This is a genomic window from Paenibacillus sp. 01T443 (assembly GCF_056398325.1).
This window is the reverse complement of record NZ_JBFTPE010000008.1, coordinates 912584-938337: the sequence shown is the minus strand read 5'-3', so window position 1 is coordinate 938337 and position 25754 is coordinate 912584. Positions and strand designations below refer to the sequence as shown.

Here is a 25754-nt window from a genome sequence, read left to right as displayed (position 1 = left end):
TCTAGACGGGAGAGGGATTCATTGACTCAGATGAACACCGTACACATCATTTCACATACGCATTGGGATCGGGAATGGTACTTACCGTATGAGAAGCACCACGTAAGACTGGTCAAGCTGATGGACGATTTACTGGAGACACTACAAACCGATCCTGAATTTAAAAGCTTCCATCTCGATGGCCAGACCATTATGCTGGAGGATTATTTGCAAATCCGTCCTGAGAAAAAGGCAGCACTTGAAAGGCTTATCCGCGAAGGGCGCATTCATATCGGCCCTTGGTACATTTTGCAGGACGAGTTTTTGACAAGCAGCGAATCGAACGTTCGAAATCTATTATACGGACACAAGGATGCCGGGGAATATGGAGCGATTTCCAAGGTAGGCTATTTTCCCGATTCGTTCGGCAATATGGGTCAAGCCCCGCAGCTGCTGCTGCAGGCCGGAATCAATAATGCTGTGTTTGGACGAGGCGTGAAGCCCACCGGATTTAATAACGAGGTCTCAGATTCGCAAGCTTATGAATCGCCCTATTCGGAAATGATCTGGGAAGCGCCGGACGGCTCTCGGGTGCTTGGCATTTTGTTCGCGAATTGGTATAGCAACGGCAATGAGATCCCTATCGAGCAGGATGCTGCAAAGGCGTATTGGAGCCGAAAGCTGAAGGATGTTGCTGCGTATGCTTCGACTCCGCACTGGCTGATGATGAATGGCTGCGATCATCAACCGGTTCAGAGCGATGTTGCAGAGGCCATTAGGACGGCGCAGAGGCTGATGCCGGAGTACCGCTTTGTTCACTCCAACTTCGATGACTACATTCAAGCGGTAAAAGGCACGCTTCCCGAGCAATTATCTGTCGTGAAGGGGGAGCTCCGAAGCCAGCATACGGACGGGTGGTCAACGCTGGTCAATACCTCTTCGTCACGTATCTATTTGAAGCAATTGAATCAGCAAGGGCAGTCGCTGCTGGAGAAGGCAGCTGAGCCGCTTGCGGCTTTCGCTTATTCGACGGGGGAATCCTATCCGCACCATCTGTTTGCTTACGCTTGGAAAACGTTGATGCAAAATCACCCTCATGACAGTATTTGCGGCTGCAGCGTGGATGAAGTCCACTCTGAGATGGTGACCCGATTCGCCAAGAGCAGGCATGTTGCCGAATCGATTATGGAAGAGAGCTTGTCCGTGCTCGCGGCCAAGCTGGATACGAGCCGCTTTGCCGCTTTCGGGGAAGAGGCGTTTCCTTTGCTCGTGACCAATACGACGGGATGGACACGCACCGGCATTATTCAAGCAGAGGTTGATTTGAAGCGGCTTTATTTCAATGGTGAAATCGGCTTTGATGAAATGAAGCGGACGTTGAAGGCCATTTCTCTAGAGTGCATGAGGCTTGTCGATCCAGATGGAAACGATATATCCTGCAGCATCGAGGACCTTGGCGTAAAGTTCGGCTACGATCTGCCTGAGGATCAATTCCGCCAGCCTTATTTTGTCAGGAAGATTAAGGTGACCTTCGAAGCAGACAAAGTACCGGCGCTAGGCTATAAAACATATGCATTGGTCAGGGATTGCCGCACTTTAGGGAGTAATGAAAATGCGGAATCGCTCATTACTGGAAGCCGCATGATGGAAAATGCGCAATTGGCTGTAACCATAGAGGACGATGGTTCATTGACGATTGCGGATAAACGGACCGATCAAATGCTGAAGGGCTTATGCATCTATGAGGATACAGGGGATATCGGCAACGAATATATGTACCGGCAGCCCGATAACGATGAGCCTATATATACGAAAGGGGTTCAAGCAAGCATCCGCGTGCTGGAGGACAGCCCTTACAGAGCGGCATTCGAAATCGAGCATACGATCATGATCCCTGAGTCGGCCGATTCCTTATTGGAGCAGGAGAGACAGGAGCTTGTGTGGTTCACTGGACGCAAAGCAGGAAGATCTAATTCTTTCATTCCGCTAATAATAACGACAAAAGTGTCTCTGGCTCGAAATGGCAGCGGCGTGCATGTCGAGACGACTTTCCGAAACGAGGCTCGGGATCATCGCTTAAGGGTACTGTTTCCAACGGGAATAAACGTGCGAAGCCATTTGGCGGACTCTATTTTTGAAGTCGCTCAAAGAGATAACAGCCCTTCGCCGGAATGGAAAAATCCAAGCAATTGTCAGCACCAGCAGGCATTCGTCACGTTACTAGGTGATAGGCAAGGCTTAACGATTGCTAACCTCGGATTAAACGAATATGAAATCGTTCAGGATGGAAACGGAACGATCGCGGTTACGATGCTCCGGGCGATTGGCGAATTGGGTGATTGGGGATATTTTCCTACCCCTGAGGCGCAGTGCCTTGGCAATCATGTTTTAAAATTCGAGATCATACCTTTTCCGGTGGAATCTCGTTCCGAAGAGAGTCCGTCGATCTGCGGCGGAACCGCTGCCTCCATGAAGGAAGCCTATCAATTCCAAGTGCCTTGGGTGGTAAAGCAAACTGGCATTCATACGGGGGAATTGCCCGCGTTGCATTCGTTTTTACAATGGAAAGGAGAAAGCCTGGCTTTCTCTACTTTGAAGGTATCGGAGGAGACGGGAGATATAATCGCCCGTTGGTATAATCTTTCACAGGAACCACAGCTTTTATCAGTATCTCCCTCTTTTCACGCTGGGCAATCAAGCCGCAGCAATATACTGGAGGAGCGCATGGAGAAGGTGGACCTAGCGGGTATTGCCGTTAGCCGTTCTGAAATAATCACATTAAGCTTATGCTTGTCTGAGAAAGAAATTTGATATTGTAAATGCTGCGTGACACATAGGCTCAGAGATGGCGGCCACGTCTTTGTTACGTGGCTTTTTTCTATTTGATAGGGATCTCGTTATAATGAGAAGAGCGATTACAGAAAGGAGTGGAATCATCGTGAAGGTAATTGTCATTGGAGCGGGAATTGCTGGAGCATCAACCGCGTACCAATTGGCTAAGCAGGGTGCAGAAGTCCTCATCATTGATCGGAAAGATGAAGGACAGGCTACGGATGCAGCTGCCGGCATTATTTGTCCCTGGCTTTCGCAGCGGCGCAATAAGACTTGGTATAGGCTTGCGAAAGCCGGAGCGAGTTATTACCCTGTGCTAATTGAAGAGCTTGAAAGCGAAGGGGAAACCGAAACCGGCTATGCCAGGGTCGGGGCCCTCAGCATACATATGGATCCGGAGAAGATCGACAAAATGGAAGAGAGAGCTTACAAGCGTATGGAAGACGCGACAGAAATCGGTGAGATAACTCGGCTTGATGAACATCGGACCCGTAAGCTCTTCCCGCTGCTCGCGGAAGGATATTCCTCCATTCATATTAGCGGGGCCGCCCGTGTCGATGGCCGGTCGCTGCGTGATGCTTTGCTTCGATCTGCACAAAGGAACGGGGCTGAGCTTATATATGGGGATGCTAAACTGGAGTTTCAATCCAACCGAGTAACGGGCGTAACAGTTGGGGCCAATCGCTACCTGGCTGACATCGTTATCGTTTGTGCCGGGGCTTGGGCGCGACCATTGCTGCAACCTCTAGGCATTGATTTTAATGTAAGTTATCAGAAAGCTCAAATCATGCATTTGCAGGTTCCAGACGCAATGCAAAATATTGGAAACTGGCCGGTCGTTATGCCGCCTTCCGATCAATACCTGCTCGCCTTTGAACAGCAGAAAATCGTGATAGGGGCAACTCATGAAAATAATATTGAAGGCTATGATACGAGGATCACGCCTGGCGGAATGCATGAGATTTTAAACAAATGTCTTACATTCGCACCTGATCTGGCAGAAAGCACGTTCCAGGAAGTAAGGGTGGGCTTTCGCCCTTTTACAGCTGATTTTCTTCCGGTTATAGGCGCCATTCCAGATTGGGAAGGACTTCTTGCCGTAAACGGTCTCGGGGCCTCCGGATTGACGATGGGCCCTTATATCGGAGTCCAGTTGGCTAAGTTAGCACTAGGAATGGAATTAGATATCAATCTAACCGATTATGACATTCGAAAAGCCATTAGCTGACCTTTTGGTTTATCACGAATAAAGCTGTAAGGGGACAAAAACATACATACATTGAAATCCGCTTTTTTAAAGCGGATTTTTTTTTTTTGTAAATAACATCTTGTCCAAAGGTCATGGCAAGAACATAGCTTGTTTTCGTGGAGCCAATACAAATTAAATTCAACAGCAGCTCATTGAACTAACGGGCAGATAAATCTAATAATACACTCAATTTACAAACGCCGGGGTACTAAAGATAATAGGAAACGGCTAGTGACAATCTGAAAAACTGATACATATCGTATTATGATACTGATAAGAGGAAGGATGAACTAAAACATGATCCATCCAGAAACAGAACTTCGATTTGTAAGTGAAGAGGTAGGTATCGGTGTATTTGCTAAGAAATTCATCCCAAAGGGAACGATTGTCTGGATTTCAGATGATTTAGATATGATGCTTAAGGAGGATTATGTAGATTCTCTTGATGAAATTAGAAGAGAAATGGTGATTAAATACTCTTATCAAGAAAATAATGGCGATTATATACTTCATTGGGACCACTCAAGGTACATGAACCACAGTTTTCAACCCAATTGTATTGATACAGTTTATGAATTTCAATTAGCTGCGAAAGACATTAATCTTGGTGAACAATTAACATGTGATTATGGGATACTCGGTGAGGATGAAGATTTTGAATGTGTGCCTGAAGAAGGGACGTCTCGAACAAGAGTCAAAGCAGATGATTATTTAAACTATTATCAGGAATGGGATGATATGGCTAAGGAGGCGTTTAAGTATTTCAATGATGTTGAACAACCGCTAAAATATTTAATTAAAAAGGAATTTGTTGACAAAGTTAATGCGGTTGCTTGTGGACGTGAACCATTAGATTCGATTCTCATTACTTTTGAAACTTAGTTGTACCGATATAGGAAACCTTAATCATCTTGATATCGGGAAGAATATCGCTGCCCGGCAAAAGAAAGACCCGAATCATTTTCGCATGATCGGGTCTTTAAACTAATCCTTAACGTATTCCACCTGACTCCGATCAGCGTAGCAACTTGAATCCTGCGCGGAGTTCTGCAGAGAAAAGCTCTGGCTGTTCCCAGGCCGCAAAATGCCCACCTTTGTCGAGCTTGTTGTAGTAGATAAGATTGGGGTACGCTTGCTCAGCCCAACTCTTCGGGGCTTGATAGAGCTCGTAAGGAAAGACGCTCACGGCAACCGGGATGGTGACGCCCTTGGCGGCGAAGAAGGAGAACTTGTTTTCCCAATAGAGACGAGCCGAAGAAATCGCCGTTTTTGTCAACCAGTAGAGCGTGATATTGTCGAGGACATCGTCTCGTGTAAGACCTCCCGGGTGTCCTGCAAAAGCCTGTGAGATCAGTTCCAGGCTACACGCGTCATGGTCAAGCATAAAAGCTGCCAAACCGATGGGCGAATCTACCAGTCCGGTCAGCGTCTGCGGGCGCGTCCCCATTATTTGGGCGTATGCGCTGTGCATGTAAAAGAAGTACAACTGCTTGCACGCGCGCCATTCGTCTTCTGAGAGTCCAGAGGGCAGCGGATTGCCGGATTGGAGCGCCTTATCAATGTAGGGTGGAACCACGCCAGGCATGTTGGAGTGAATGCCGACCAGTCCCGGCGGCGCCTGTACAGCCATCAAATCCGTAATAACTGCACCCCAGTCGCCGCCCTGCGCCACATATTTCGTATATCCAATGCGCTTCATAAGCTCTATCCAGGCATTTGCGATGCGGACGGGGCCCCAACCTGTCGTAGTCGGCTTGCCTGAAAACCCGTAGCCGGGCAGCGACGGAATCACCAGATGGAAAGCGTCCGATGCCTTCGCGCCATGTGCCGTGGGATTGGTAAGTGGTTCGACAAGCTTCATCAGCTCGATGATCGAGCCGGGCCATCCGTGCGTGATGATGAGCGGCAAAGCATCTTCATGCTTCGAACGAATGTGAATGAAGTGAATGTCTAGACCATCGATTTTGGTTATGAACTGCGGCAGGGCGTTCAGCTTCGCCTCGCACTTTCGCCAATCGTAATCTGTCGCCCAATAGCGTGCAAGTTCCTGAATCGTTGCAAGCCGCACGCCTTGCGATGCATCCGCGACCGTTTCCTGCTCAGGCCATATTGTCGCATTTATGCGACTGCGCAATTTCGTAAGTTCCTCTTCCGGAAATTTCACATGAAACGGACCCCGAATGGCGTTCTTTTCTGTAAGTTGCTCATTATTTTGTTGTTTGGTACTTGTTTGTGCCATTTTTATCTCCTTTTGATTATGAATTTTTGAGTTTGTGCGTGCCCTCCAGGGGGCTGACAAAGAGCTTGTGAGATCAGCCCCAGACTATGCGCGTCATGTTGGAATAAAAAAATGTTGGACAGCTATGTGGAAGTGGTGCAGAATGTCGAGAACAGTATATAACACCATATTCACACTTTGGGCCATTTGTACCTCGGTTCGCCTGTGGCATTTCGGAGGATTATGGACACGTTCTCGGGTAAGCTAATGGATATTGGCAGTTGCTGCGGAATCCGTTTTTATTCCCTCACTAATAGGCAGGAATAGTCGGGGTATATTCAATTATAATACTGAAATACACGTCATAAGGAATTTGTTGTTATAGGAGAAGGCGAGGTACTGATTTGAAGAATAATATTATTGAATACTGTTTAAAGAAGAAAGGAGCGGTTAAGGATTACCCTTTTGGACCTGATCCATTGGTGATCAAAATTGCAGGCAAAATGTTTGCGCTTATTTTTGAGAACAAAGGGGATTATTCTTATTTAAACTTAAAATGTGACCCGGTGATCGCTGAGAATTTGAGAGAGCAACATGAGAACGTTCGACCAGGCTATCATATGAACAAAAAACACTGGAATACGATTACCATGGATGGCTCCTTACCAGAGTCGGAAGTTTTTGTAATGATTGACCACTCTTACGATATGGTTGTCAATAACCTTCCTAAGATCCTCCGAGAATCTATATTGGAAATGAACTAACGGAATAACAACCGATCAGGACGACAAGATTTTAAGGAAAATAAACGCCAAGCCGATAATGATTCATGGCTTGGCGTTTATCTATAATGGACAGCGACACTAGTGCGGGAGCTCGAGCATTTAAGATCAACTTGATTTTAATCGAATGATCGTTTATTATACTTGCATGAGACATAAAGATGAAAATAAAAACGAAAGCATTTTTAATGCAGCGATCCAGCTAATAAATGAACATGGTTTAGCGGAAACTTCGATGTCCAAGATCGCGAAAAAAGCCGGTGTATCTGCTTCAACGATTTACGTCTATTTTGAAAACAAGGAGGATATGCTGAACAAGTTGTATTTGAGTATAAAAAAGAAGATGAGTCTAGAAGTGTTTTATGAGTACGATGACTCTTTCTCGTTACAATCAGCTTTTGAACATGCGTTGAGAAAGTTTTTAACCTTTATTTTGTCCAATAAAGATGAATTTTTATTTATTGTGCAATTTTCAAACTCACCTCTCCTTCATAAGTTATCTCTAAAAGAAGGAACAGAATTGTTTGAGCCGCTCTTTAACTTATTTGAAAAAGGCAAGAGTCAAAATGTTTTCAAACAAGTGGATACGAACCTGCTCCATATGTTCATGTTTAGCCCAGCTATGGAATATGCTAAGCAGTATTTTGGCAGTCAAACAGAGTTGAAACAGGAAAGCTTGAACGAATTAATTCAAATGAGCTGGGATGCTTTAAAAGCTTAGTATGAGACTATCAGAGGGAGAAAATTCTAGGAAAACAATCCCTCTGATTTAAAACGCTTGTTTTTAATCGAATGATCGTTTATTATAGAAAGAATCAAACGGGTAATAAAGAAGTAATGGTTAATTTTTTATATAAATAAACGAACGTTCGATTTTGATACAATTCAAAAAAGAGTTTTGAATTTGAGTAATGTTTAAATTTTAATACGACAATAATTACTACAGCTTATAAATTAACATTTAGAAAGAGGTTAGAAAATGAACTCAAAATATAACAACTTATTTGAATCCTTCACACTCAAAAATGGAATCACCCTTAGAAATCGGGTCGTTATGGCACCTATGACCACTTGGTCCAGTAATGACGATTATACGATTTCAGATGATGAAGTGAAATATTACAAAAAAAGAGTGAATGGCGTGGGTCTAGTTATAACGGGATGTACTCATGTCCAACCAAACGGTATAGGTTTTACGCATGAATTCGCAGCTTTTGACGATAACTTTATTCCAAGTTTACGGAAATTGGCGGATGCGGTGAAAAGTGGGGGAGCTCCTGCCGTACTTCAAATTTTCCACGCAGGTAACAAAGCATTACCGGTTTTAACTCCAAATGGTGATGTGGTTAGTTCCAGCGCTATAGAGACTGAAGCCACTGCCTTTGCTCCTTCAGTTTTGCCTAGAGAACTTTCACATGATGAAATATTGGACGTGATTCATGCGTTTGGAGAAACAACAAGACGAGCCATTGAAGCAGGGTTTGATGGCGTTGAAATTCATGGCGCGCATGGATTTTTACTTCAAAACTTCTTTTCTCCTTTCTTCAACAGACGTGAGGATCAATGGGGAGGCTCTCTAGAAAATCGCTTGCGCTTCCCTTTGGCAGTCGTTCAGGAAATGAACAATATGATTAAAAAACATGCTGCAAAACCGTTTATTTTCGGCTACAGGATTTCTCCTGACGAATCAGAAGAAGGCGGTCTAAGAATGAAGGATACCTATGCATTGATTGATCACCTGATTGAAGAGGGTGTTGATTATGTGCATACTTCATTGGTAAATACTATTTCGTCAAAGCCAGTGGATAGTCAAGATGAAGAAAAAACATATGTTGAATTAATTGTTGAACATGTAAACGGCAGAGTACCTGTAATGGCAGCTGGTTCTATGGTAACTCCGGATGATGTTGAAACAGCATTAGATAAGGGTCTATCCCTAGCTGCGATTGGCCATGCGTTAGTCATGAATCCAGACTGGGTTGAAAAGGTTCAAAATGGACAAGAGTCTGAAATCCAAACAGCGATAAAGGCGTCAAAGGTTAGTCAGCTTGAGCTTCCGGAGAAACTTTGGGGTGTAATTCAAGCTTCAGGCCCATGGTTTAAGATCGAAGAATAATATCGTAATAACAGTGCCTTTGCAATTGAACAGCCATCTGATGTAGCGATTAATGAGATGATTATTCGTCCAACAATACAAGAGCTCTTAAAAATACTTTTGTAATAGAGGGTGGATAGTTGAACAAGTCATAAATCGAATAGTTTATTTATAGAGCATTTCTCTTTAATGAGAAATGCTTTTTATCTTTGTATAAAATTTAAATGCATTATATAAAACAATAATAATATATTGTATTAAGACTAAATCATATTGTATAACAATAAATCATGTGTTAAAGTCAAATTGACAATAACTATGTGAGGTGTTATTTATAAAACGAAGATCAACGGTTTTCTTAAGAGGAGTTGTTGTTCTTATTGGAATTACGGCACTTGCTTTGTGTACCTTTTGGTTGCCTGGGATAGCCAGTAATGATGCAGCAGCACATCCAGAGACTGCTTACTTGCAATATCCCTTTTTAGCATGTGCGTATGTATTTTCTATTCCATTTTTTGTTGCTTTGTATCAAGCATTTAAACTTTTAAGCTACATAGATAGGAACAAGGCTTTCTCGGAATTATCTGTTAGAGCTTTGAGTTATATAAAGTACAGTGCAATCACAATCAGTATCTTAATTGTATTAGGAATACTATTCGTAGTTATATTTATTGATGATGACGTAGCAGGTATTATATCACTGGGATTAATGTGCACTTTTGCTTCAAGCGTAATTGCAACGTTTGCAGTTGTTCTTCAAAAGATTTTACAAGATGCCATAGATATAAAATCAGAAAATGACTTAACGGTCTGAAGTGAATAACATGGCCATTATCATCAATATTGATGTGGTGCTGGCTAGAAGGAAAATGAGTGTCACAGAGCTTTAGAATGTCAGCCTGGAGATATATTAGAAGAACGATAGTTCAATTACGAAAGGGCTGCCGCGTGGCAGCCTTTTCATAACGTAATGATGATTACAGCCGGCAAGGTATCCGCAAGTTTTTACACTTTAAAAAGTTCGAATTCCGCACACCGGACATGAAAAGAAACTTTTTCCAATGAAATCACCCTAAAAATGCATATTATTTAACGAATACATCCAAAATAATTTGAATTTAAAAATAGAATGGAGGTCAGATCCTTATGAAACAAGATCAGCTAAGCAACTCCAATAACAAGAAGCAGCCGGTTGCCTTTACCAATTTAAATCACTCGGGAACAAGCTATGCGCAGAATGCGATAGAGCATGTACCGGCGGAGAACTCCATTAACGAAAAAGCGTCAGAAAATTTGGTAAAACAGGTTATGCAAAATAAAGATAATGAAATTGCAAAATGAAAATGAAGCAAGGGTACGTTTGAAAACACTCCTTGAAGTCGATAATCGCAAGAAATAAGTCGACCTTATCGTATTAGGAAGAAGAGGCTGTCCATTAGGTTTGAAAAGACCTAATGGACAGCCTCTTTTCCTCCTTTCACTGTACCATTCCCCAATATCCGCTAGGACTCCTCATCAATACTTCACTAGCATCATTAAAAACAATGCCCCAATTTTTTTCTGCTTGTATGTGTCTTTTTACCTCCCTGCGGTGTCTAATTGAATGTAAGGTCAAGAGGAGGTTCTTACAATGTCTGGAGCTCATGACAAAAGCCCTGTTTATCCGGATGAACAGGGAAACATCAAAAATTTTGAAATCACCTATGATCAATATCGCAAAAGAATCTGCAAATATCTCTCGTTGAAAGTAAATCCTGGGGTTGCGGATGACTTAACACAACAAGTTTTCTTAAAGGCAATAGAAAACATTCATACTTTTAAAGAAAATTCCAGTTTATTCACTTGGATTTTCAAAATTGCTCAGAATATAGCGAAAAATGAATTTCGAAGTTTATCGCGAAAAAAAGAAATACCATATGATTTTACAGGCTACGAATCACAGGCTATCTCTCTTGATTTTGCTAAGTATGTTGAGATCCGTATTGATATTAGTTCAGCTTTAAAAAAACTAAATGAGCTGGATCAAGAGATTATTTCATTGCGTTTTTTTGTTGACTGCACCTTGACGGAAATTTCCAAAATCGTTGGAATGCGTGAGAGTGCGGTAAAGAACAGGTTGTACCGATCATTAGAGAAATTAAGAAGAGAATTAAAAGAATGGGGTGACATTGCCATAATGTCTATTCAAGATATGATATCAATAGTAAATAAAAGTGAAACAAATGACATGACGGATAGTCTGAAGAAGAAGGTTCATCAAGACTTATTTAATGAGCTTAAGGATAATGTTGAAAGAATTTCATTGAAATATAAACACCAGCCATCCAGAAAAGTTATCATTGAAATTTATCCAGATCTTCCGACCTTCCATCAAGCTGTGGGAGAAGAGAATGCTCCCAATTGGTTCATGGGTACCTTTGAGGATAATTATTTAAAAATTGTTTCTCCTTTGAATCCTGGACCAGAGCATACGTATCAATCCATTCTTAAATCCACCGTACACTTGTTCACAATGTGGTTAATCTCTGACATTAATCCGCTTGCTCCAAAATGGGCGCGTCAGGGTATTGGAGGATATGAGTCAAAAGGAATGAGCGAAGAATTCATCAAGAATAGTACTTTAGATAACATTCATAATCTTGTTATCCCGTCGTTTCAAGAGTTAAATAATGATACTTGGGAGTTTGAAACGATGAAAGGATTTCAATTTTCTTATTTAATTGTGGAGTTCATTGTCGATAAATATGGATTAGATGCATTAAATAAGGTGATTAGAAATCCCAATGGTTTTAATGAAATTTTTCAATGTTCTGAGTCAGAGCTGCATGAGCAATGGGTTGAGTATGTAAAAAACAAATAGTGATTTTTCTAGCCCTAAAAGCCCGGTTATATACCGGGCTTTTAGTTTTTATTCTATGATCCTCCCGATTAAGAAGGAAAGGAAGCAACATTTCCTTAAATCTTAGGATAGAAGGTTAACCTGATAAGAATTATCTACGACCTCATAATACGAAGGGAAGGATAAAACCAACAGCATAATGCTGTTAGTGTTACGCATTCAAGTTGAGTTAGTAATGGGGCAACCTAGAAAGTACTAACATTACTTGTATCCGGACACCAGCGGGAAGAGCGGTAAAAACGGATCAAGATATCGACCGCTTCCTCCGATCTCAAATGGGTGAGTGCTTCCGAAGCATAAGCTCTGACGTAACGGTCCTTGCTGTAAAGCGCTCGCTCCAATGAGAGGATAGCTTCCTTCATATCGCCAGCATTACCGATACGCAGCAGTGAAAGTGCCGCAGTATATCCGATTTTATTGATAATGTATGGCTGATGGCTTGCATACGACTTTATGGCTTCCGTATTAATCGATTCTGAAGTATTGTCAGTTTCGCATAGAAGAGAATCTTTTAATACTTTCGCTAAAGCCGAAACAATTTGTTCTCCAGCATTCTTAATCATACCTAATGATTCAACTGCATTTCGGCGAACCCATTCACTCTGATCCTGCAAGCTTGAGATAAGCGAGGGTACCACTTCACCTTCTGAAGATCCTATCATACCAAGTACGAAAATAGCCAACGCTCTTCGCTTCTCATCCTTATGCTTCATAACACGGAGAAGTTTAGGAATTGCCTCAATGCCAGCTCCTTGCAATCCATAGGCTGCCCTTTCCGCTGTCAGGCTCGACCCCTCCGTAATGTGACTAATCAGCGTTTCAATTCCTTCTGTTCCAAGCTGCCCAAGCGCATAAGCTGCATTCAAAGCGGTCGTTTCCACCTGATCGTTTAATAGAAGCCCTAACGAGGGAGCGCATGAAGCTGCCGCTGCTCCGATCCGTCCCAATTCGTCGGCTGCCCGCCCGCGGTCTGTTGCACTCTCTGCCCCAAGCTCTTGCCGTAATGCCAACAATCGCTCCTCGATCGTTGTCGTGTAAGCCTGCTTTGCCGTATGTTCTCCGCGGAGCCAATCCCATACGTCCAGCCATAAATTCATATGGATAGCGGGCGTTCCTTCAGGCACAATCATATCTTTGCTTCGATGATTCCAGCTCGGAAACTCCGGTGCGCTCAATCTGAGAAACTGAAACTTAAGCATATAACGATCTAGTTCTGACACATTAAGCGAGGCTTTATGCCACAAGTCGAAATGCACTAGCACCATAGTACCTGCCTTGCCTGTGGGAAGCAGCGGCTCACCTCGGTCGCCGAGGAATTTTTCGTAGTATTGGGTGCCTGGCATAATCGCAGTAGGCCCTAAATCTTCGGTAATATCGTGGGTGTAATAGAAAATCATCGCCCACCACGGACGATGGCTGCGCATGGAAGACCAATAGCCGTCTTTGTGCCATTTTCCGCCACCCGGCGTAGAATTTCCGGGTTGATTGTAATGACAGTGGCGATGTGGATGCATGTAATAATCCGAACCAAGTACACTGCTCAAGGCTCCCTTGACGACTGGCGTATCGAACAACTGCTGAATGTCTGGAACACGGGGCAAAATGTTGTTTCCAGGATTTCCTTCATTATGCATAACGTGATTGATCTGATTCATGATGTTCTGATGAAGTTGATGAGGCATGTCGTTCTTAAGTACAAGATAGCCTTTGGTAATAAATTGTATCATTTGTTCATCTGTCAACAAGTAGTTGCTTTCTAACATGTGAACTCCTCCTAAGAAATCTTCGTCTTCACATAGAAATTTTATAATATTTAATTTATTTTGTATTTGCAAAATCGTCAGTTATTTGTACAATCGTCATATCAATTGCTATTTAGTTTTCAGTATAAGGTGGTGTTCGAGGATGGATTTTGCTAAATTACATCCTTACGTGTACTATGCAACCCGGTATCCATTCTCCAAAGGACAGACTAGCAGCAATCGGATCAGTTATGCCTCCTCACTATATTTGATCAGTGAAGGAAAAGGTGTAGTTCACACATGTGGCCGCACCCATGAAACGTCAGTCGGTTCTCTAGTGTACATACCAGCAGGCCAGCTCCACCATTGGGTTGCCGACAGCCAAGACCCGATGGTCCACGTTTGCTGTTATTTTGATTGGTCATACATAGATCGTCGGGCTGAGTTCGCCCACCCGAGCAAGATCTGTTTTGATGCAGCCACTCTGGTTCCTGCTCTGATCGGGCCAGCATTTCCTTATTATTTACCGGAGCATGTGAAAGTGGAGAAGCTTCGGGTATGGATGGATTTTTTTGAGAGGTTTTACACAGAAAATCACTATACAAATGAGCGGAGTTATGTTCGCAGCTTAAAGATTCAGAGCAGCTTTCAGCAGTTTATCGAGTTTTTTCTAACATTTGCCCTGAAAGAGGATCATATGCCCAATCCCCGCATGTCCAAGCTGCTAGAGCGACTAGATCAGGATCTAGTACAAGGCAATCTTAAGCCTTTCGAAATCTATTACAGAGAGTTATGTATAAGCCGCGGTTATTTTTTTGATTTATTCAAACATGCAACCGGATTGCCGCCTACACAGTATGTTATCCAATTCAGGATCAATCGGGCGAAAGACGACCTTCTCTTTACGAATCTGAACATTACCGAGATCGCAGACAAGCATGGATTTTCATCTTTGCATTATTTTTCAAAGATATTCCGAAAGTTAAACGGCCTATCACCACGGGAATTCAGGGAAGGGAACAGAGTAGGTCTGTGAAGATACGGCAGCCTCGTTGGACTAACGGGTAGTAGAGGGTGGTTAATGTATTATACTTTCAGCAGAATGCATTACGGCGAAGAATTGCAAAAATATAACTATATATCTGCTCCCTTGTTTCATTAAGCTATTAGGCAGGATAGTTTGATTACTGTCTTGAATATGTGGCGTAGAAAAAATCTACTTTGTATAGTGAGGGAGCAAGCAGATGGGGGTCAGATCAAAGGGTAAAAGGAAGTTGGAGCATAGCGGCAGGTTGTATTACTGGTATGTCCAATCAGATGCTGAGGATTTTGGACGAATCAATCTTAATATTGTTTCAGAAGATAAGAAGTTAATTATTTCATATCAAGTAGGTCAATCTAATTATACGCAGACACCACATATTGTTGTTAAAGGATTTGAGTTTGGAGGATTAGAAAGTTATGCTCGCCAAGGCTGGGTAAGAGTACAAACCCCTATTTGGGATGATAGGATTATTACACCAAGTCTTGTTAAGACAATAATCGAATGGTGTTTTATTAGAAAGGATCAGCTAATACTTGTTGATTGGGAGGGTAACATTATTTAGCTGCGAATATGGCAACTGGTTGACCAAACGAGGAACGTTAGCGCAAATAAAGATCAAAACAAGGCAAGCAATCGCGTGGCAGCCTTAACTCAACTAACTGGAAGTTTAGATAAATGCTAAAATAATACGGTGAAGGGAGCAAGTACTTGGAATATAAGTGTTGCATATGTAAACAAAAAATAACAGCAGAAGATAAAATGATGAATAGCCATAACCCGTGTGCGTTGACGTTAACTACAAATTTTAATGGGAATGAAATGGAACAAAAAGAACAAACTTTTTTTGTCACATTAAGTGCTTTAAGGAATTTTATAATGACGATTCAACTTTTTATCTTGAGGATATAACTACACCTTTGGAATCATTTCAGGAGAATCAGCTTCTATTGAACAAAATGGAGGTATTCACTCAGTATTTGTATGATGTTGGAGAAAATACGGACTTATGGGCATTTCTATTCAATAAACCTTCAGGAACATGGATTTCATTATACGAATTATATAAGGATATTCCAGATGTAGAGGTCAAGATAATTGAATTACAGAATCAGTTATCCGATAAGCTGATTATTATGTGGAATGATGACTTTTCAAGTTACAAGAGAAGTAAAAACAGAATTTGGAAAGTCGTCTTAATTACGACCGAGAATTACGAATTCCCTGTCTCGTTTCTTATAGTGAGAGTTAAATAGCCACTCCATTACTAGGAGCGGCTTTTTGACGGGACTTTTCTTATTTAAAATTCCATTTTAAAAAGTTATAATTTCTTGTTTAATATATCCATTTGAAGCTTTACAGTTTTAATCAAATGATCATGATAACTACCCCAAGTTCTCTTGCAGATAATTCCCAACCTCCTGACCCCAATCCATAATGCCCAGAGGTCAATTTCTATTTGGTCATCATATGAGAGGTCTCTTACTTCGTTATATCCTTTTGCTAAGGAAGTATAGCCCAAATAACGCTGTCGATGCTGTCCATCATGCAATTTAAAATGCCCTAAATCATACAGTGGGCTATTTCCTTGAATCTCCCCAAAGTCAATAATGCCCGTAAAGTTTCCATTATGAGCGAAAATATGTGAATCATCAAAATCCCCATGGATTAAACAAGATGGATGTCTTAACATTAACGCTGTTCCAGTATTTAATGTGCTTCTGATTTGGGAGGTAACATCCTTATGAAAAACATTCTCTGATAATAAAAATAAATCTTCATCTAAATATTCATAAATGTTATCCTGTAATGAATCTTTTTCACCTTGTAGAATATTTCCACATTCTTCGTTACCTCTTTTAATCCAGCCAAATCCATCCACTCGTACTTGATTTATAACCGCAATTTGTTTTCCAGCATCAAAAAGTATGTTCTCGTATTCGTCTATTGGAGGATAAGCTTCAATATTGGAACCAAGGATTTCTTTAACAAGCATCATTGACATCCCTAATGCTTCATTATGATGTTCAAAGTATATAACTTCTGGAACTTGAACTTTTTTTTGTCTTAGTAATGAATGTACATGTACTTCCACAGCAAAACTCATATCTTGTTCTGGAAGAACCCGAAGATAAAAGGTATTCTCACCTAATTGAACACGATATACATAAGTAGATACGCCACTTAATACTCTTTCTAATTTAAAGTCTCTTGAATTAAGGTGATCACTTACTATTTGTGTTACTAAATCAATATTAGGAGCATCTTTTTTTATCAATAGCTTAGTCCTCTCTAATTTAAATTCATAAGTAAATTATATATGAGGTTTATCTAACTAATCACTAAAAAGTTTTTTTATAATTAAACATTACCAACATATGGTATTATATGGTTGCGCAATAAGGTAGTGCTGATAAGGGGTGTTAAGGTGAAACCTTGGATATATTTTGGCATTTTCTCATCACTAGGTACTGTAGCGCTATGGCTGGTTCTTAACTTCAACAACCCATACAATTCTGAACCAGCAAGTAATGACGTTTTAGTAAGAACTGGCATATTCCTTTTAGCCCCCGCATGTGCAGCAATAATTGGAACAATTATTAAGAAGCGTATCGTTCTGTTCATTGCATTTTTCTGGTCACTCCCTCTAAGCCTTTACTTAGCGATGACGCCCAGTATCTTTAAGTTGTTTATAGTTACTTCTCTTTGCTATCTTATTACCGGGATACTGATGTGGAAACGGGCAGATTAACGCAAGGCATTCCAGATGTCGTGGAAAACGAGTTGTTCATACATAGGTTAAGTAAAGTCATCGTCGGTTGCGAAAATAATGACGTCGGAAACGTTCATATAACCCGAATGGGCTGCATGGCAACTCATTCTCGAACTAAACAAGCCCCTTGGCCCCATTAGCCCAAGGGGCTTGTTGTTTGCTTCTGTCCCGCGGACTGTTGCCGTTTTTGGCAGATGGACATACTGATAGGAATCGCAGTGATCCCCTTTAAAAGAAATTGTCTTAAATTTATTTTTTACAGCGTGAAAAAAAACGGTCTCCTCAATTGTATTACTAATGAAAGGGGGGCATCAGGTGAACGATTCATATGAGCTCAATGAATCCGTCCGCAAAGCTGTTGTCAACTATTCCGACAGTCTGGTCAAGATAGCGTTTGCCTATCTCAAAAACGTTGCTGACGCGGAGGAAGTCGCGCAGGAAGTATTCCTTGCCTATCTCCAGAAATCCCCCGTCTTCGACAGCGTTGATCATGAGAAAGCCTGGTTAATCCGAACAACGATCAATAAATGTAAGAACCTGCTCAAGACGGGCTGGTTTAAAAGTCGTAACCCCTTACCGGACAAACTGTCTTACCTTCCAAAGGATGAATACATGGTCATGCAGGCTGTATTATCATTGGATAAAAAATATCGGGTCCCGATCCATCTACATTATTACGAGGGTTACTCATTGGAAGAAATAGCTGACATTCTTCATGCTAAACCTGCGACTGTAGGGACTTGGCTTGCTCGCGGGCGTAATAAGCTTAAAGAAGTTATAGGTGGTGATTTGTGAAGATGAAGAAATCGAGTTATAAATYGGCCATGTCCAAATTGAAAACAAGCGAAAACTTTCAAGAACGTACGCTTGAACGCTTAATTCAGGAAAGACACAAACAAATCGATAACGATAAACGAAATGGAGAGATTCCTATGAGAACAACTAATCCGGCAGTAAAGAAAAACAAAGTGGTTATCTGGGCAGCAAGCATTGCGGCTTGCGCTGTATTGACTTTGGGCATCTATGCGGTTAACCAGAACGGAAGCGGTACATCCCCTAATCCGGTCACGAATAACCCAAGCGGCGGCGTCGTTGAAAATAACGGTCCGGGACCGGCCACTTCAGCAAAGCATCGGGTCAACATTGACGGTGTCATTGATGAGGTAAGCGCCGACGGCCAAAGCTTCCGAATCGGAGAGTTGTGGGTGACGGTAACGGAAAAAACGACTTACGGAATAACGGGCCCGACGGCTCCTGATCCTTCCGAGCAACTGGTAAGCAAGGAGTTCAAAGTCGGCAACACGGTATCCGGCTTTACCTCGGAAGACGTTACGAGCGGGAAGGTAACGGCTGAAGTTATTTACAACAATTTTTAAGAGAGCTGCTAACAGACTAACCGCATTCTCATATGGATGCGGTTTTTTTGCTGGCCGCGGGCAGATTTGAATAAAAGATCATAAATCAAAGAAAATCAGCGGCCGGCATAAATGCCTGGTGACGCTGATTTTTTGTTATACGAAAGAGAAGAGATAAAGCTATTGGGTTTATCTCTATCTTGGTCTATAATGAAACAAGTTTACTCGATCACCATGATTCATCACTTTGAAATAGTTTAGGAGAAGATCAAACGATGTCTGCAACAAAAAATTATGACCGCCTAAGATTAGTATTGCTATTAGGCGCTTTTTCAGCTCTTGGCCCACTTACGATTGACATGTATTTGCCGTCATTCCCGCAAATTACTGCTGATTTTGGAACCCAGGCTTCACTTGTTCAGCTTAGTTTGACAGCATGCCTCATTGGCTTAGGTTTGGGTCAAATTATTATGGGACCATTAAGTGACGTTCATGGGAGACGCAAGCCGATTATTATTTCACTTATTTTCTATCTAGTTGCTTCGTTTGTCTGTGCGATTTCCCCAAATATTTATTGGTTTATAGCTGCACGCTTTGTTCAGGGTTTCGCTGCCTCTGCGGGAATTGTTATCTCCAGAGCAATCGTACGCGATCTATACAGCGGAACAGAATTAACGAAGTTTTTCTCAATGCTCATGCTTGTAAATAATCTGTTTCCTATGATTGCGCCTATGGCTGGCAGCGGTGTGATCTCCTTTACAACGTGGGTAGGTGTGTTTTTCGTRCTGAGCATTGTTGGTTTACTACTCGTTATTTTGGCAACGATGAACTTAAAAGAGACCTTGCCCGCCCAGAATCGGGTATCGGGTAACTTCGGAGAGCTGTTAGCCGGAATCCAAGCTCTGATTAAAGATCGACAGTTTATCGGCTATGCGCTTGCACAAGGCATTATGATTGGTGGCGTTTTTGCCTATGTATCGGGGACTCCATTTGTTTATCAAAATATTTACGGAGCTTCTCCACAACTGTTCGCGCTCTTATTCGCATCCAATGGCATAAGCTTAATTATTGGCTCACAGGTCGTTGGACGGTTCAGCAAAGCGTTCTCGGAACGCAATTTCGTTATTCTTGGTTTACTGTTGTCTTGTACGGCCAGTTTTGCAGCCTTGCTCGTAATTTTATTGCACGGTCCTTTACTGGCATTGGTTATTCCGTTGTTCTTCTTTGTGGCGTCAATTGGTATGACTGCAACTGCTTCTTTTGTTCTGGCGATGGGTTCGCAAAGTCAACGGGCAGGAAGTGCATCCGCACTGCTTGGCTTGTTGCCTTTCGTGATTGGGGCATGTACTTCACCACTAGTCGGCGTTGCCGGAGAGAATTCCGCGGTTCCGATGGGGATCATCATTTTGTCCACTAGCCTCCTTGCTCTTATAGCCTTCTTTGGACTTGCACAGAAGCCGCAAATTAAGCTTGCCAATAACCCTATTGCATCAAAGGTTTCTCAATAGGGAAATAGAATAGTAAGATTAAGCCACCCTTGTCGGTGGCTTTTTTCTTATTTCTTGCTGTTTTTTATCCGGATTAGCCGACTACATATTTCTTCAAGTGAGGCGATCTCAAGAATGAACAGTTAGTGGTTGACGATAGGGCGACGATAACCTCGAAACGTTTCGAGATTTCTCCCGCCATTACAGATATAGAGTAGAAAAAATCACTAAAATAGGCTCACGCATATTGATTAGATGCGACTTATTGACCATACGGTCGAATAGGGTGATCTGTAAGCGGATACATTTCGAAAAAAAATGATTGATTTCGCTGCAGCCATGTTGTAATATTTGCTTTGAGAGAAACGTTTCGATATACAATTATGGAATTGAAAGTGCTAACATGAGTTTTATATGACGTATGACGTGCATATCCGCCGTAATCCGCGAAAATCAATCATTATTTTGCTTCTAAATCGAAACGTTTCAAAAAAATGCAGCGTATATCTCATCAATGAGGGGGAGATTATGTTTCAAGTCAAATGAAAGCGCATTCATTACAACGGTTTTAATAAGAAGAACCATAACAGGAGTTGGGCTAAATGTATGTCATAACAAGACTTAAGGTTCATGGTGGAAATATGCTGCGGGAGATTTTGAAGAACAAGGTTCTGTTTTTTATGCTTTCACCCGTCATCCTATACTTTATAATCTTTCACTATTTAGTCATGCCAGGGGCATACGTAGCGTTTGTTGATTTCAATATCAGCAAAGGAATTTTCGGAAGTAAATTTCTAGGTTTAGAAAATTTTGAGTTTTTAGTTAAGACTGGCGATCTTTGGAATATCACCAAAAATACATTGCTTTACAATTTTGCTTTTCTAGCAGTGGGGAACATCATTCAAATTGTATTTGCCATTATGCTGTCCGAAATTTCCGGCAAGTGGTTTAAAAAGATTTCTCAATCCGTGCTTTTGCTGCCGCATTTCATTTCAATGGTTATTGTCGGTGTGTTTGCCTACAATATGTTCAATTTTAATTCCGGCTTTATTAATACGATGATTACCTCATTTGGCCTAGAGCGCTACGAGTTTTATTCTGATCCAGATATTTGGAAGTACATCATCGTGGCTTTTAAAATATGGAGCGCAACCGGCTATGGCATGATCGTCTACCTAGCGACAATTACAGGCATTAGCAATGATCTTTATGAAGCAGCTTATATGGATGGGGCCAGCAGATGGCAAAGAATTCGCCACATGACCTTGCCTATGCTTAAACCAACGTTTATCTTGCTGCTGCTGTTTGGTCTTGGCGGAATTCTTAAGGGCTCGTTTGACCTGTTCTATAATCTGATTGGTACAAACTCGGTGCTCTATCCGCAAACAGACATCATTGATACGTATGTCTTCCGCAGTCTGGTGGGGCAGTTCAACTTCTCCATGGGCGCAGCAGTGGGCTTCTATCAATCCTTATTCGGTTTAATCCTAGTGTTAACGGTTAATCTGATCGTTCGTAAAATCGAACCGGACAGCGCCTTGTTTTAAAATGGGAGGTGGATAATATGGGAAATAAAAATAAAGAAAAAGAAGATTACAGCAGTATATTCATAAAACTAATCAGCTATTTGTGCATCACCTGCTTCGCCTTGGTTTGCCTGTTTCCTTTTGTCCTGATGATCTCCTCTTCATTGATGAATGAGCAGGAAATCATTCGCGAAGGGTACAAGCTGATTCCGAGCGATTTTTCCATCAAGGCTTACGAAGTGCTGATCAGTAACTCGACAGCGTTATCCAAAGCTTATGGCGTAACGATATTTATTACGGTTGTCGGCACCGCTTTAGGATTGTTTATGATGTCGATGGCAGGATTTGTTCTTAACCGGAAGGATTTTAAGTATCGTAATTTTTTCTCCTTCATGATCTACTTTACGACGCTTTTTGCCGGCGGTTTAATTCCAAGTTATATCCTGATGGTCAAATATTTGCATCTGAAGGATAGCTTGTTCGCTATGATTTTGCCCGGCGTTGTCGGCGCATGGTCGATTTTCCTTATGCGGAATTTCATGAAAGCGATTCCTGATTCCTTGTACGAGTCAGCTACGATTGACGGCGCGGGCGATTTCCGCATCTATTGGCAAATATTTATTCCTCTGGCGATTCCGTCACTCGCTACCGTTGGCCTTTTTGCGGCACTCGGTTTTTGGAACGAATGGTATAATGGCATGCTTTACATCCAGTCTCCTGACAAATTTCCTTTGCAATACTTTTTGCAGCGTATGATCAACCAGACCAATATCCAAGCGCTTATTAATCAGGGCGTGGTCATCGATACGGCGGAGTTACCGACACAATCCATTAAGATGGCTACTGCCGTATTGGCAACGGGTCCGATTATCCTGTTATATCCGTTTGCACAGCGCTATTTTGTATCGGGTCTTACCATTGGTGCGGTTAAAGGTTAATAAATACCCCTTACTAAGGGTGTATCTATTATAGAAGTAAGATTTGTAATTAAAAAAGGGAGGCAATATCATGAAAGGTAAAACATTTTCGATTTTGATACTGGCTGTTATTATGCTGACCAGCCTATTGGCTGGCTGTACATCATCAAAGGAAGAGAACACGCCATCCACAGAGCCGGCAGCGTCTACTAACTCGAGCGGTGTAGACATTTCTAAAGAGGTTAAGCTGGTTTATTATTTATGGGGTTCTGAAGGCGTTGCCAATAAGGACATTCTGGCTGAGATCAACAAATTGCTTAAACGCGATATCAATGCGACGCTGGAGGTCAAGTATATTGACTGGCCGGATATTGCTACTAAGTATCCGTTGCTGTTCGCCTCTGGCGAGAAGTTCGATATGGCTCATGCGTCACCAGGTGCCGCGGTGTCCTATTATTCGCTGGCCGGACAGGATGCGCTCGTAGATATCACGGACATGCTGGATAAGGTTGCCCCAACCCTGAAGGCAGCTATACCTGAAGAAACCTGGGCAGGTTCTAAGTTCGACGGCAAAATCTACGGTGTGCCTTCTTTGTACAGTGAGTACACGCCTGCTGGTTTTGGCTACCGCTCCGATCTGCTGAAGAAGTATGACATGGAGAAAATCAGCACCATTGAAGACATGGAGAAATACATGGACAATGTATTGGCGAACGAGTCCTATCCGCCAATCAACGGCAATGCAAACGATGCTTTTAACATGTTTAGAATGCTGGTCGATACGACGGGTGAGTGGCAGAACGCGCCTGGTATATCTCTAACGGAGCTTAATCTTGTTACGAAGAGTCCGAAAGATTATAAAAACGTATTCCACCCTGCCTTCACCCAAGAGTTTGAAGATTGGGCTGTGAAAATGCGCGAGTGGTCGGATAAAGGATACTGGCCAAAGGACATCCTGTCCTCGCAAGTCGATGCCGGGACTAACTTTAGAGCGGCTAACTCAGCGGGTTACCTTACTCATGCTCAGGATTGGATTGGCAAGTATGGATCGGACATGAAAGCACAGCCGGAATCGGATCCTTATTTCTATACGTTCGCTGAAGCAGGGAAGAAGATTAAACGGAAAATGGGCGTGGAGAACTCCACTGTTATCAGCTCGAATTCTGCAAATCCGGAACGTGCACTGATGGCAATTGAAAAGTTTATGACCGATCCGGAATATTACAATTTGATACAATATGGTATCGAAGGCCGTCAGTACATTATTGAAGACGGCGTTAAGAAAACGCCGGCAGGTTTTGATGATAAAGTCGACGGCGGTGGTTTCGCGACATGGTCCTTACGGAATGATAAATATAATTTGCGCATGGATACGGAAAACCCGGTTCGTAACACGTTGTACGCAGAATGGGATACTTTCGCCATCAACGATCCGTACATGGGATTCAGCTTCGATCCATCGAAAGTGACGACGGAGATTGCAGCTATTTCTAACGTAAATTCACAACTGGGCATGCAGCTTATGCTTGGCAAAACAAGCAAAGATCCGAAAGAAGCGGTGGCTGAGTACAGAAAACAGCTGCAAGCAGCGGGTGTTGACAAGGTCATTGCAGAAGTCCAAGCACAGCTTGCCGATTTTGAATCTGGCAACTGACGTATATTGAGAAGTCGTAAGGGAGCTATGTTCATAGCTCCCTTATCCATAAATTCTAAGAATATATATTTCACAAAAACTATAGCTTATTTCACCTGAATACGGTAAGAGCCGTTTACGTTTAACAAAGTAAAACATTGGTTTCGGACGAGGGATTTCCCTGATTCGGATGTGTGGGGAGACAAGACAGAATGGCTACGATTAAAGATGTCGCTAAAATGGCAGGTGTATCGATATCGACGGTCTCGTACGCCTTGAATAATAACTCTAAAGTAAGCAAGCATACGAAACAAAAAATTTTAGAAGCCGCTCGTGAATTGAATTATCAGAAAAACGGAATCGCTTCCGATTTAAAAAGAAACAGCACGCGTACGATCGCGCTTATCGTGACGGATTTGGCTGGCCCGCATTATTCGGAATTGGTGAAAGGCATTCAGGAAGTTACATTGTCCAAAGGCTATGACTTGCTGGCTTGCAGCTCGATGGGAGAGGAATCGTCCACCGCAGTCAAATTTTTGACAKAGAAGCGGGTCGATGGAGCCATCGTATTGGCCTACAATATTAGCGAAGACATTATTATGCAATCAGCTAGAAAAGAGTTTCCTATCATTCTGCTTGATCGGAGAGTAGATAACGAATTTGTTGTCAGCATCGAAGTCGATAACGAAGAAGGCTGCTATATGGCAGCGGAATATTTTATTGAACAAGGACACCGGGATATTGCTTATATAGGCGGTAACGCGTTAGACCGTCTTCATACGATGCGGGTTAACGGATATGAAAGCGCATTGCGCAAGCATGGATTGGATTCGGATGGTAAACTGCATCAATTTGGGGTTTTTACACGGGATAACGGCTATAGTATGACCAAAATGCTTATCGCGCAAGGGAAATTGCCAACGAGCATTATGTATGCCAACGACGAAATGGCAATCGGCGGAATGAAAGCGTTCAAGGAGCATGGCATAAAAGTGCCGTCCGATGTCTCGGTCATTGGCTTTGACGATATTGAATTGGCGCAGTATGTTCGGCCTTCTCTCACGACAGTTATGCAGCCTAAATACGAACGCGGTGCATTGGCCGCCCATGTGTTATTTCAGATTCTTGAAGGTAAAGAGGTTGATCAGCTTTATAAATTCCCAACACAATTGGTGATACGCGATTCCGTCCAGAAAAGACAGGAAAAAGAATAATAGAAGCAGCT

21 protein-coding genes and 1 pseudogene are annotated in these 25754 nt (G+C 42.3%); 19 read left to right on the top strand and 3 right to left on the bottom strand.

Going from position 1 to position 25754, the window contains the following annotated elements; genetic code table 11:
• Nucleotides 1-21 precede the first annotated feature (21 nt).
• From AC1DLI_RS17910 to AC1DLI_RS17900, 3 genes are all read left to right on the top strand, one after another.
• Nucleotides 22-2790, top strand: coding sequence for an alpha-mannosidase (locus tag AC1DLI_RS17910; RefSeq protein ID WP_477604833.1), 2769 nt, complete (start codon nt 22-24; stop codon nt 2788-2790).
• A gap of 124 nt (nt 2791-2914) precedes the next feature.
• Nucleotides 2915-4039: an NAD(P)/FAD-dependent oxidoreductase gene (locus AC1DLI_RS17905; protein ID WP_477605079.1), complete on the top strand. Its 1125-nt coding sequence runs from the start codon at nt 2915-2917 to the stop codon at nt 4037-4039.
• Nucleotides 4040-4357: 318 nt separating this feature from the next.
• Entirely contained in the window at nt 4358-4942 is a 585-nt protein-coding gene (locus AC1DLI_RS17900) for an SET domain-containing protein (RefSeq protein WP_477604831.1), read from the top strand.
• A gap of 133 nt (nt 4943-5075) precedes the next feature.
• On the opposite strand, the gene AC1DLI_RS17895 is transcribed toward AC1DLI_RS17900, so the two are convergent.
• On the bottom strand, nt 5076-6299 hold the full coding sequence (locus tag AC1DLI_RS17895; protein WP_477604829.1) for an epoxide hydrolase family protein: 1224 nt from the start codon (nt 6297-6299) through the stop codon (nt 5076-5078).
• Nucleotides 6300-6682: 383 nt separating this feature from the next.
• Here AC1DLI_RS17895 and AC1DLI_RS17890 point away from each other — a divergent pair, with 383 nt between their 5' ends.
• The 7 genes and pseudogenes from AC1DLI_RS17890 (at nt 6683) to AC1DLI_RS17860 (ending at nt 12015) form a co-directional block, all read left to right on the top strand.
• Nucleotides 6683-7042: an MmcQ/YjbR family DNA-binding protein gene (locus AC1DLI_RS17890; protein ID WP_477604827.1), complete on the top strand. Its 360-nt coding sequence runs from the start codon at nt 6683-6685 to the stop codon at nt 7040-7042.
• Between the two features lie 253 nt (nt 7043-7295).
• A complete protein-coding gene (locus tag AC1DLI_RS17885; RefSeq protein ID WP_477604825.1) occupies nt 7296-7781 on the top strand; it encodes a TetR/AcrR family transcriptional regulator in 486 nt (161 codons plus the stop codon).
• A 258-nt stretch (nt 7782-8039) separates the two neighbouring features.
• Nucleotides 8040-9176, top strand: coding sequence for an NADH-dependent flavin oxidoreductase (locus AC1DLI_RS17880; RefSeq protein ID WP_477604823.1), 1137 nt, complete (start codon nt 8040-8042; stop codon nt 9174-9176).
• Between the two features lie 313 nt (nt 9177-9489).
• Nucleotides 9490-9969, top strand: a complete 480-nt coding sequence (locus AC1DLI_RS17875) for a DUF2975 domain-containing protein (protein WP_477605077.1) — start codon at nt 9490-9492, stop codon at nt 9967-9969.
• A gap of 1 nt (nt 9970) precedes the next feature.
• A pseudogene (locus tag AC1DLI_RS17870) lies at nt 9971-10042 on the top strand (helix-turn-helix domain-containing protein); the annotation flags it as partial.
• Between the two features lie 259 nt (nt 10043-10301).
• Entirely contained in the window at nt 10302-10496 is a 195-nt protein-coding gene (locus AC1DLI_RS17865) for a hypothetical protein (RefSeq protein WP_477604821.1), read from the top strand.
• 289 nt (nt 10497-10785) lie between these two features.
• Nucleotides 10786-12015 carry an RNA polymerase sigma factor gene (locus AC1DLI_RS17860; protein ID WP_477604819.1) on the top strand — a complete coding sequence of 410 codons (1230 nt, stop codon included), beginning with the start codon at nt 10786-10788 and terminating at the stop codon, nt 12013-12015.
• Between the two features lie 224 nt (nt 12016-12239).
• Here AC1DLI_RS17860 and AC1DLI_RS17855 read toward each other — a convergent pair whose 3' ends face one another.
• Nucleotides 12240-13817, bottom strand: a complete 1578-nt coding sequence (locus tag AC1DLI_RS17855; protein ID WP_477604817.1) for a HEAT repeat domain-containing protein — start codon at nt 13815-13817, stop codon at nt 12240-12242.
• A gap of 142 nt (nt 13818-13959) precedes the next feature.
• On the opposite strand from AC1DLI_RS17855, the gene AC1DLI_RS17850 reads away from it, so the two are divergent.
• Nucleotides 13960-14832 carry an AraC family transcriptional regulator gene (locus AC1DLI_RS17850; protein WP_477604815.1) on the top strand — a complete coding sequence of 291 codons (873 nt, stop codon included), beginning with the start codon at nt 13960-13962 and terminating at the stop codon, nt 14830-14832.
• Between the two features lie 208 nt (nt 14833-15040).
• The gene (locus AC1DLI_RS17845) at nt 15041-15403 is read left to right on the top strand and encodes a hypothetical protein (protein ID WP_477604813.1); all 363 of its coding nucleotides are present in this window, start codon (nt 15041-15043) and stop codon (nt 15401-15403) included.
• Between the two features lie 756 nt (nt 15404-16159).
• Here AC1DLI_RS17845 and AC1DLI_RS17840 read toward each other — a convergent pair.
• Entirely contained in the window at nt 16160-17116 is a 957-nt protein-coding gene (locus AC1DLI_RS17840) for an aminoglycoside phosphotransferase family protein (protein WP_477604811.1), read from the bottom strand.
• A gap of 810 nt (nt 17117-17926) precedes the next feature.
• Here AC1DLI_RS17840 and AC1DLI_RS17835 point away from each other — a divergent pair.
• The 7 genes from AC1DLI_RS17835 to AC1DLI_RS17805 all read left to right on the top strand — a co-directional run bounded on the left by AC1DLI_RS17835 (nt 17927) and on the right by AC1DLI_RS17805 (nt 25743).
• On the top strand, nt 17927-18406 hold the full coding sequence (locus tag AC1DLI_RS17835; RefSeq protein WP_477604809.1) for an RNA polymerase sigma factor: 480 nt from the start codon (nt 17927-17929) through the stop codon (nt 18404-18406).
• Between the two features lie 137 nt (nt 18407-18543).
• Entirely contained in the window at nt 18544-18987 is a 444-nt protein-coding gene (locus AC1DLI_RS17830) for a hypothetical protein (RefSeq protein ID WP_477604807.1), read from the top strand.
• Nucleotides 18988-19241: 254 nt separating this feature from the next.
• Entirely contained in the window at nt 19242-20474 is a 1233-nt protein-coding gene (locus AC1DLI_RS17825) for a multidrug effflux MFS transporter (protein ID WP_477604805.1), read from the top strand.
• A 581-nt stretch (nt 20475-21055) separates the two neighbouring features.
• Nucleotides 21056-22000, top strand: a complete 945-nt coding sequence (locus AC1DLI_RS17820) for an ABC transporter permease (protein WP_308995706.1) — start codon at nt 21056-21058, stop codon at nt 21998-22000.
• 17 nt (nt 22001-22017) lie between these two features.
• Nucleotides 22018-22917: a carbohydrate ABC transporter permease gene (locus AC1DLI_RS17815; protein WP_477604802.1), complete on the top strand. Its 900-nt coding sequence runs from the start codon at nt 22018-22020 to the stop codon at nt 22915-22917.
• A gap of 70 nt (nt 22918-22987) precedes the next feature.
• On the top strand, nt 22988-24550 hold the full coding sequence (locus tag AC1DLI_RS17810) for a DUF3502 domain-containing protein (RefSeq protein WP_477604800.1): 1563 nt from the start codon (nt 22988-22990) through the stop codon (nt 24548-24550).
• A 191-nt stretch (nt 24551-24741) separates the two neighbouring features.
• Complete coding sequence (locus AC1DLI_RS17805) at nt 24742-25743, top strand: LacI family DNA-binding transcriptional regulator (protein WP_477604798.1); 1002 nt, start codon at nt 24742-24744, stop codon at nt 25741-25743.
• Nucleotides 25744-25754 lie beyond the last annotated feature (11 nt).

Bases quoted from the DNA above. Each gene is read 5' to 3' on its own strand.
- AC1DLI_RS17900 (WP_477604831.1), top strand. From the start codon at position 4,358: ATGATCCATCCAGAAACAGAACTTCGATTTGTAAGTGAAGAGGTAGGT.
- AC1DLI_RS17895 (WP_477604829.1), bottom strand. From the start codon at position 6,299: ATGGCACAAACAAGTACCAAACAACAAAATAATGAGCAACTTACAGAA.
- AC1DLI_RS17885 (WP_477604825.1), top strand. From the start codon at position 7,296: ATGTCCAAGATCGCGAAAAAAGCCGGTGTATCTGCTTCAACGATTTAC.
- AC1DLI_RS17880 (WP_477604823.1), top strand. From the start codon at position 8,040: ATGAACTCAAAATATAACAACTTATTTGAATCCTTCACACTCAAAAAT.
- AC1DLI_RS17865 (WP_477604821.1), top strand. From the start codon at position 10,302: ATGAAACAAGATCAGCTAAGCAACTCCAATAACAAGAAGCAGCCGGTT.
- AC1DLI_RS17860 (WP_477604819.1), top strand. From the start codon at position 10,786: ATGTCTGGAGCTCATGACAAAAGCCCTGTTTATCCGGATGAACAGGGA.
- AC1DLI_RS17855 (WP_477604817.1), bottom strand. From the start codon at position 13,817: ATGTTAGAAAGCAACTACTTGTTGACAGATGAACAAATGATACAATTT.
- AC1DLI_RS17850 (WP_477604815.1), top strand. From the start codon at position 13,960: ATGGATTTTGCTAAATTACATCCTTACGTGTACTATGCAACCCGGTAT.
- AC1DLI_RS17845 (WP_477604813.1), top strand. From the start codon at position 15,041: ATGGGGGTCAGATCAAAGGGTAAAAGGAAGTTGGAGCATAGCGGCAGG.
- AC1DLI_RS17830 (WP_477604807.1), top strand. From the start codon at position 18,544: ATGAGAACAACTAATCCGGCAGTAAAGAAAAACAAAGTGGTTATCTGG.
- AC1DLI_RS17820 (WP_308995706.1), top strand. From the start codon at position 21,056: ATGTATGTCATAACAAGACTTAAGGTTCATGGTGGAAATATGCTGCGG.
- AC1DLI_RS17815 (WP_477604802.1), top strand. From the start codon at position 22,018: ATGGGAAATAAAAATAAAGAAAAAGAAGATTACAGCAGTATATTCATA.
- AC1DLI_RS17810 (WP_477604800.1), top strand. From the start codon at position 22,988: ATGAAAGGTAAAACATTTTCGATTTTGATACTGGCTGTTATTATGCTG.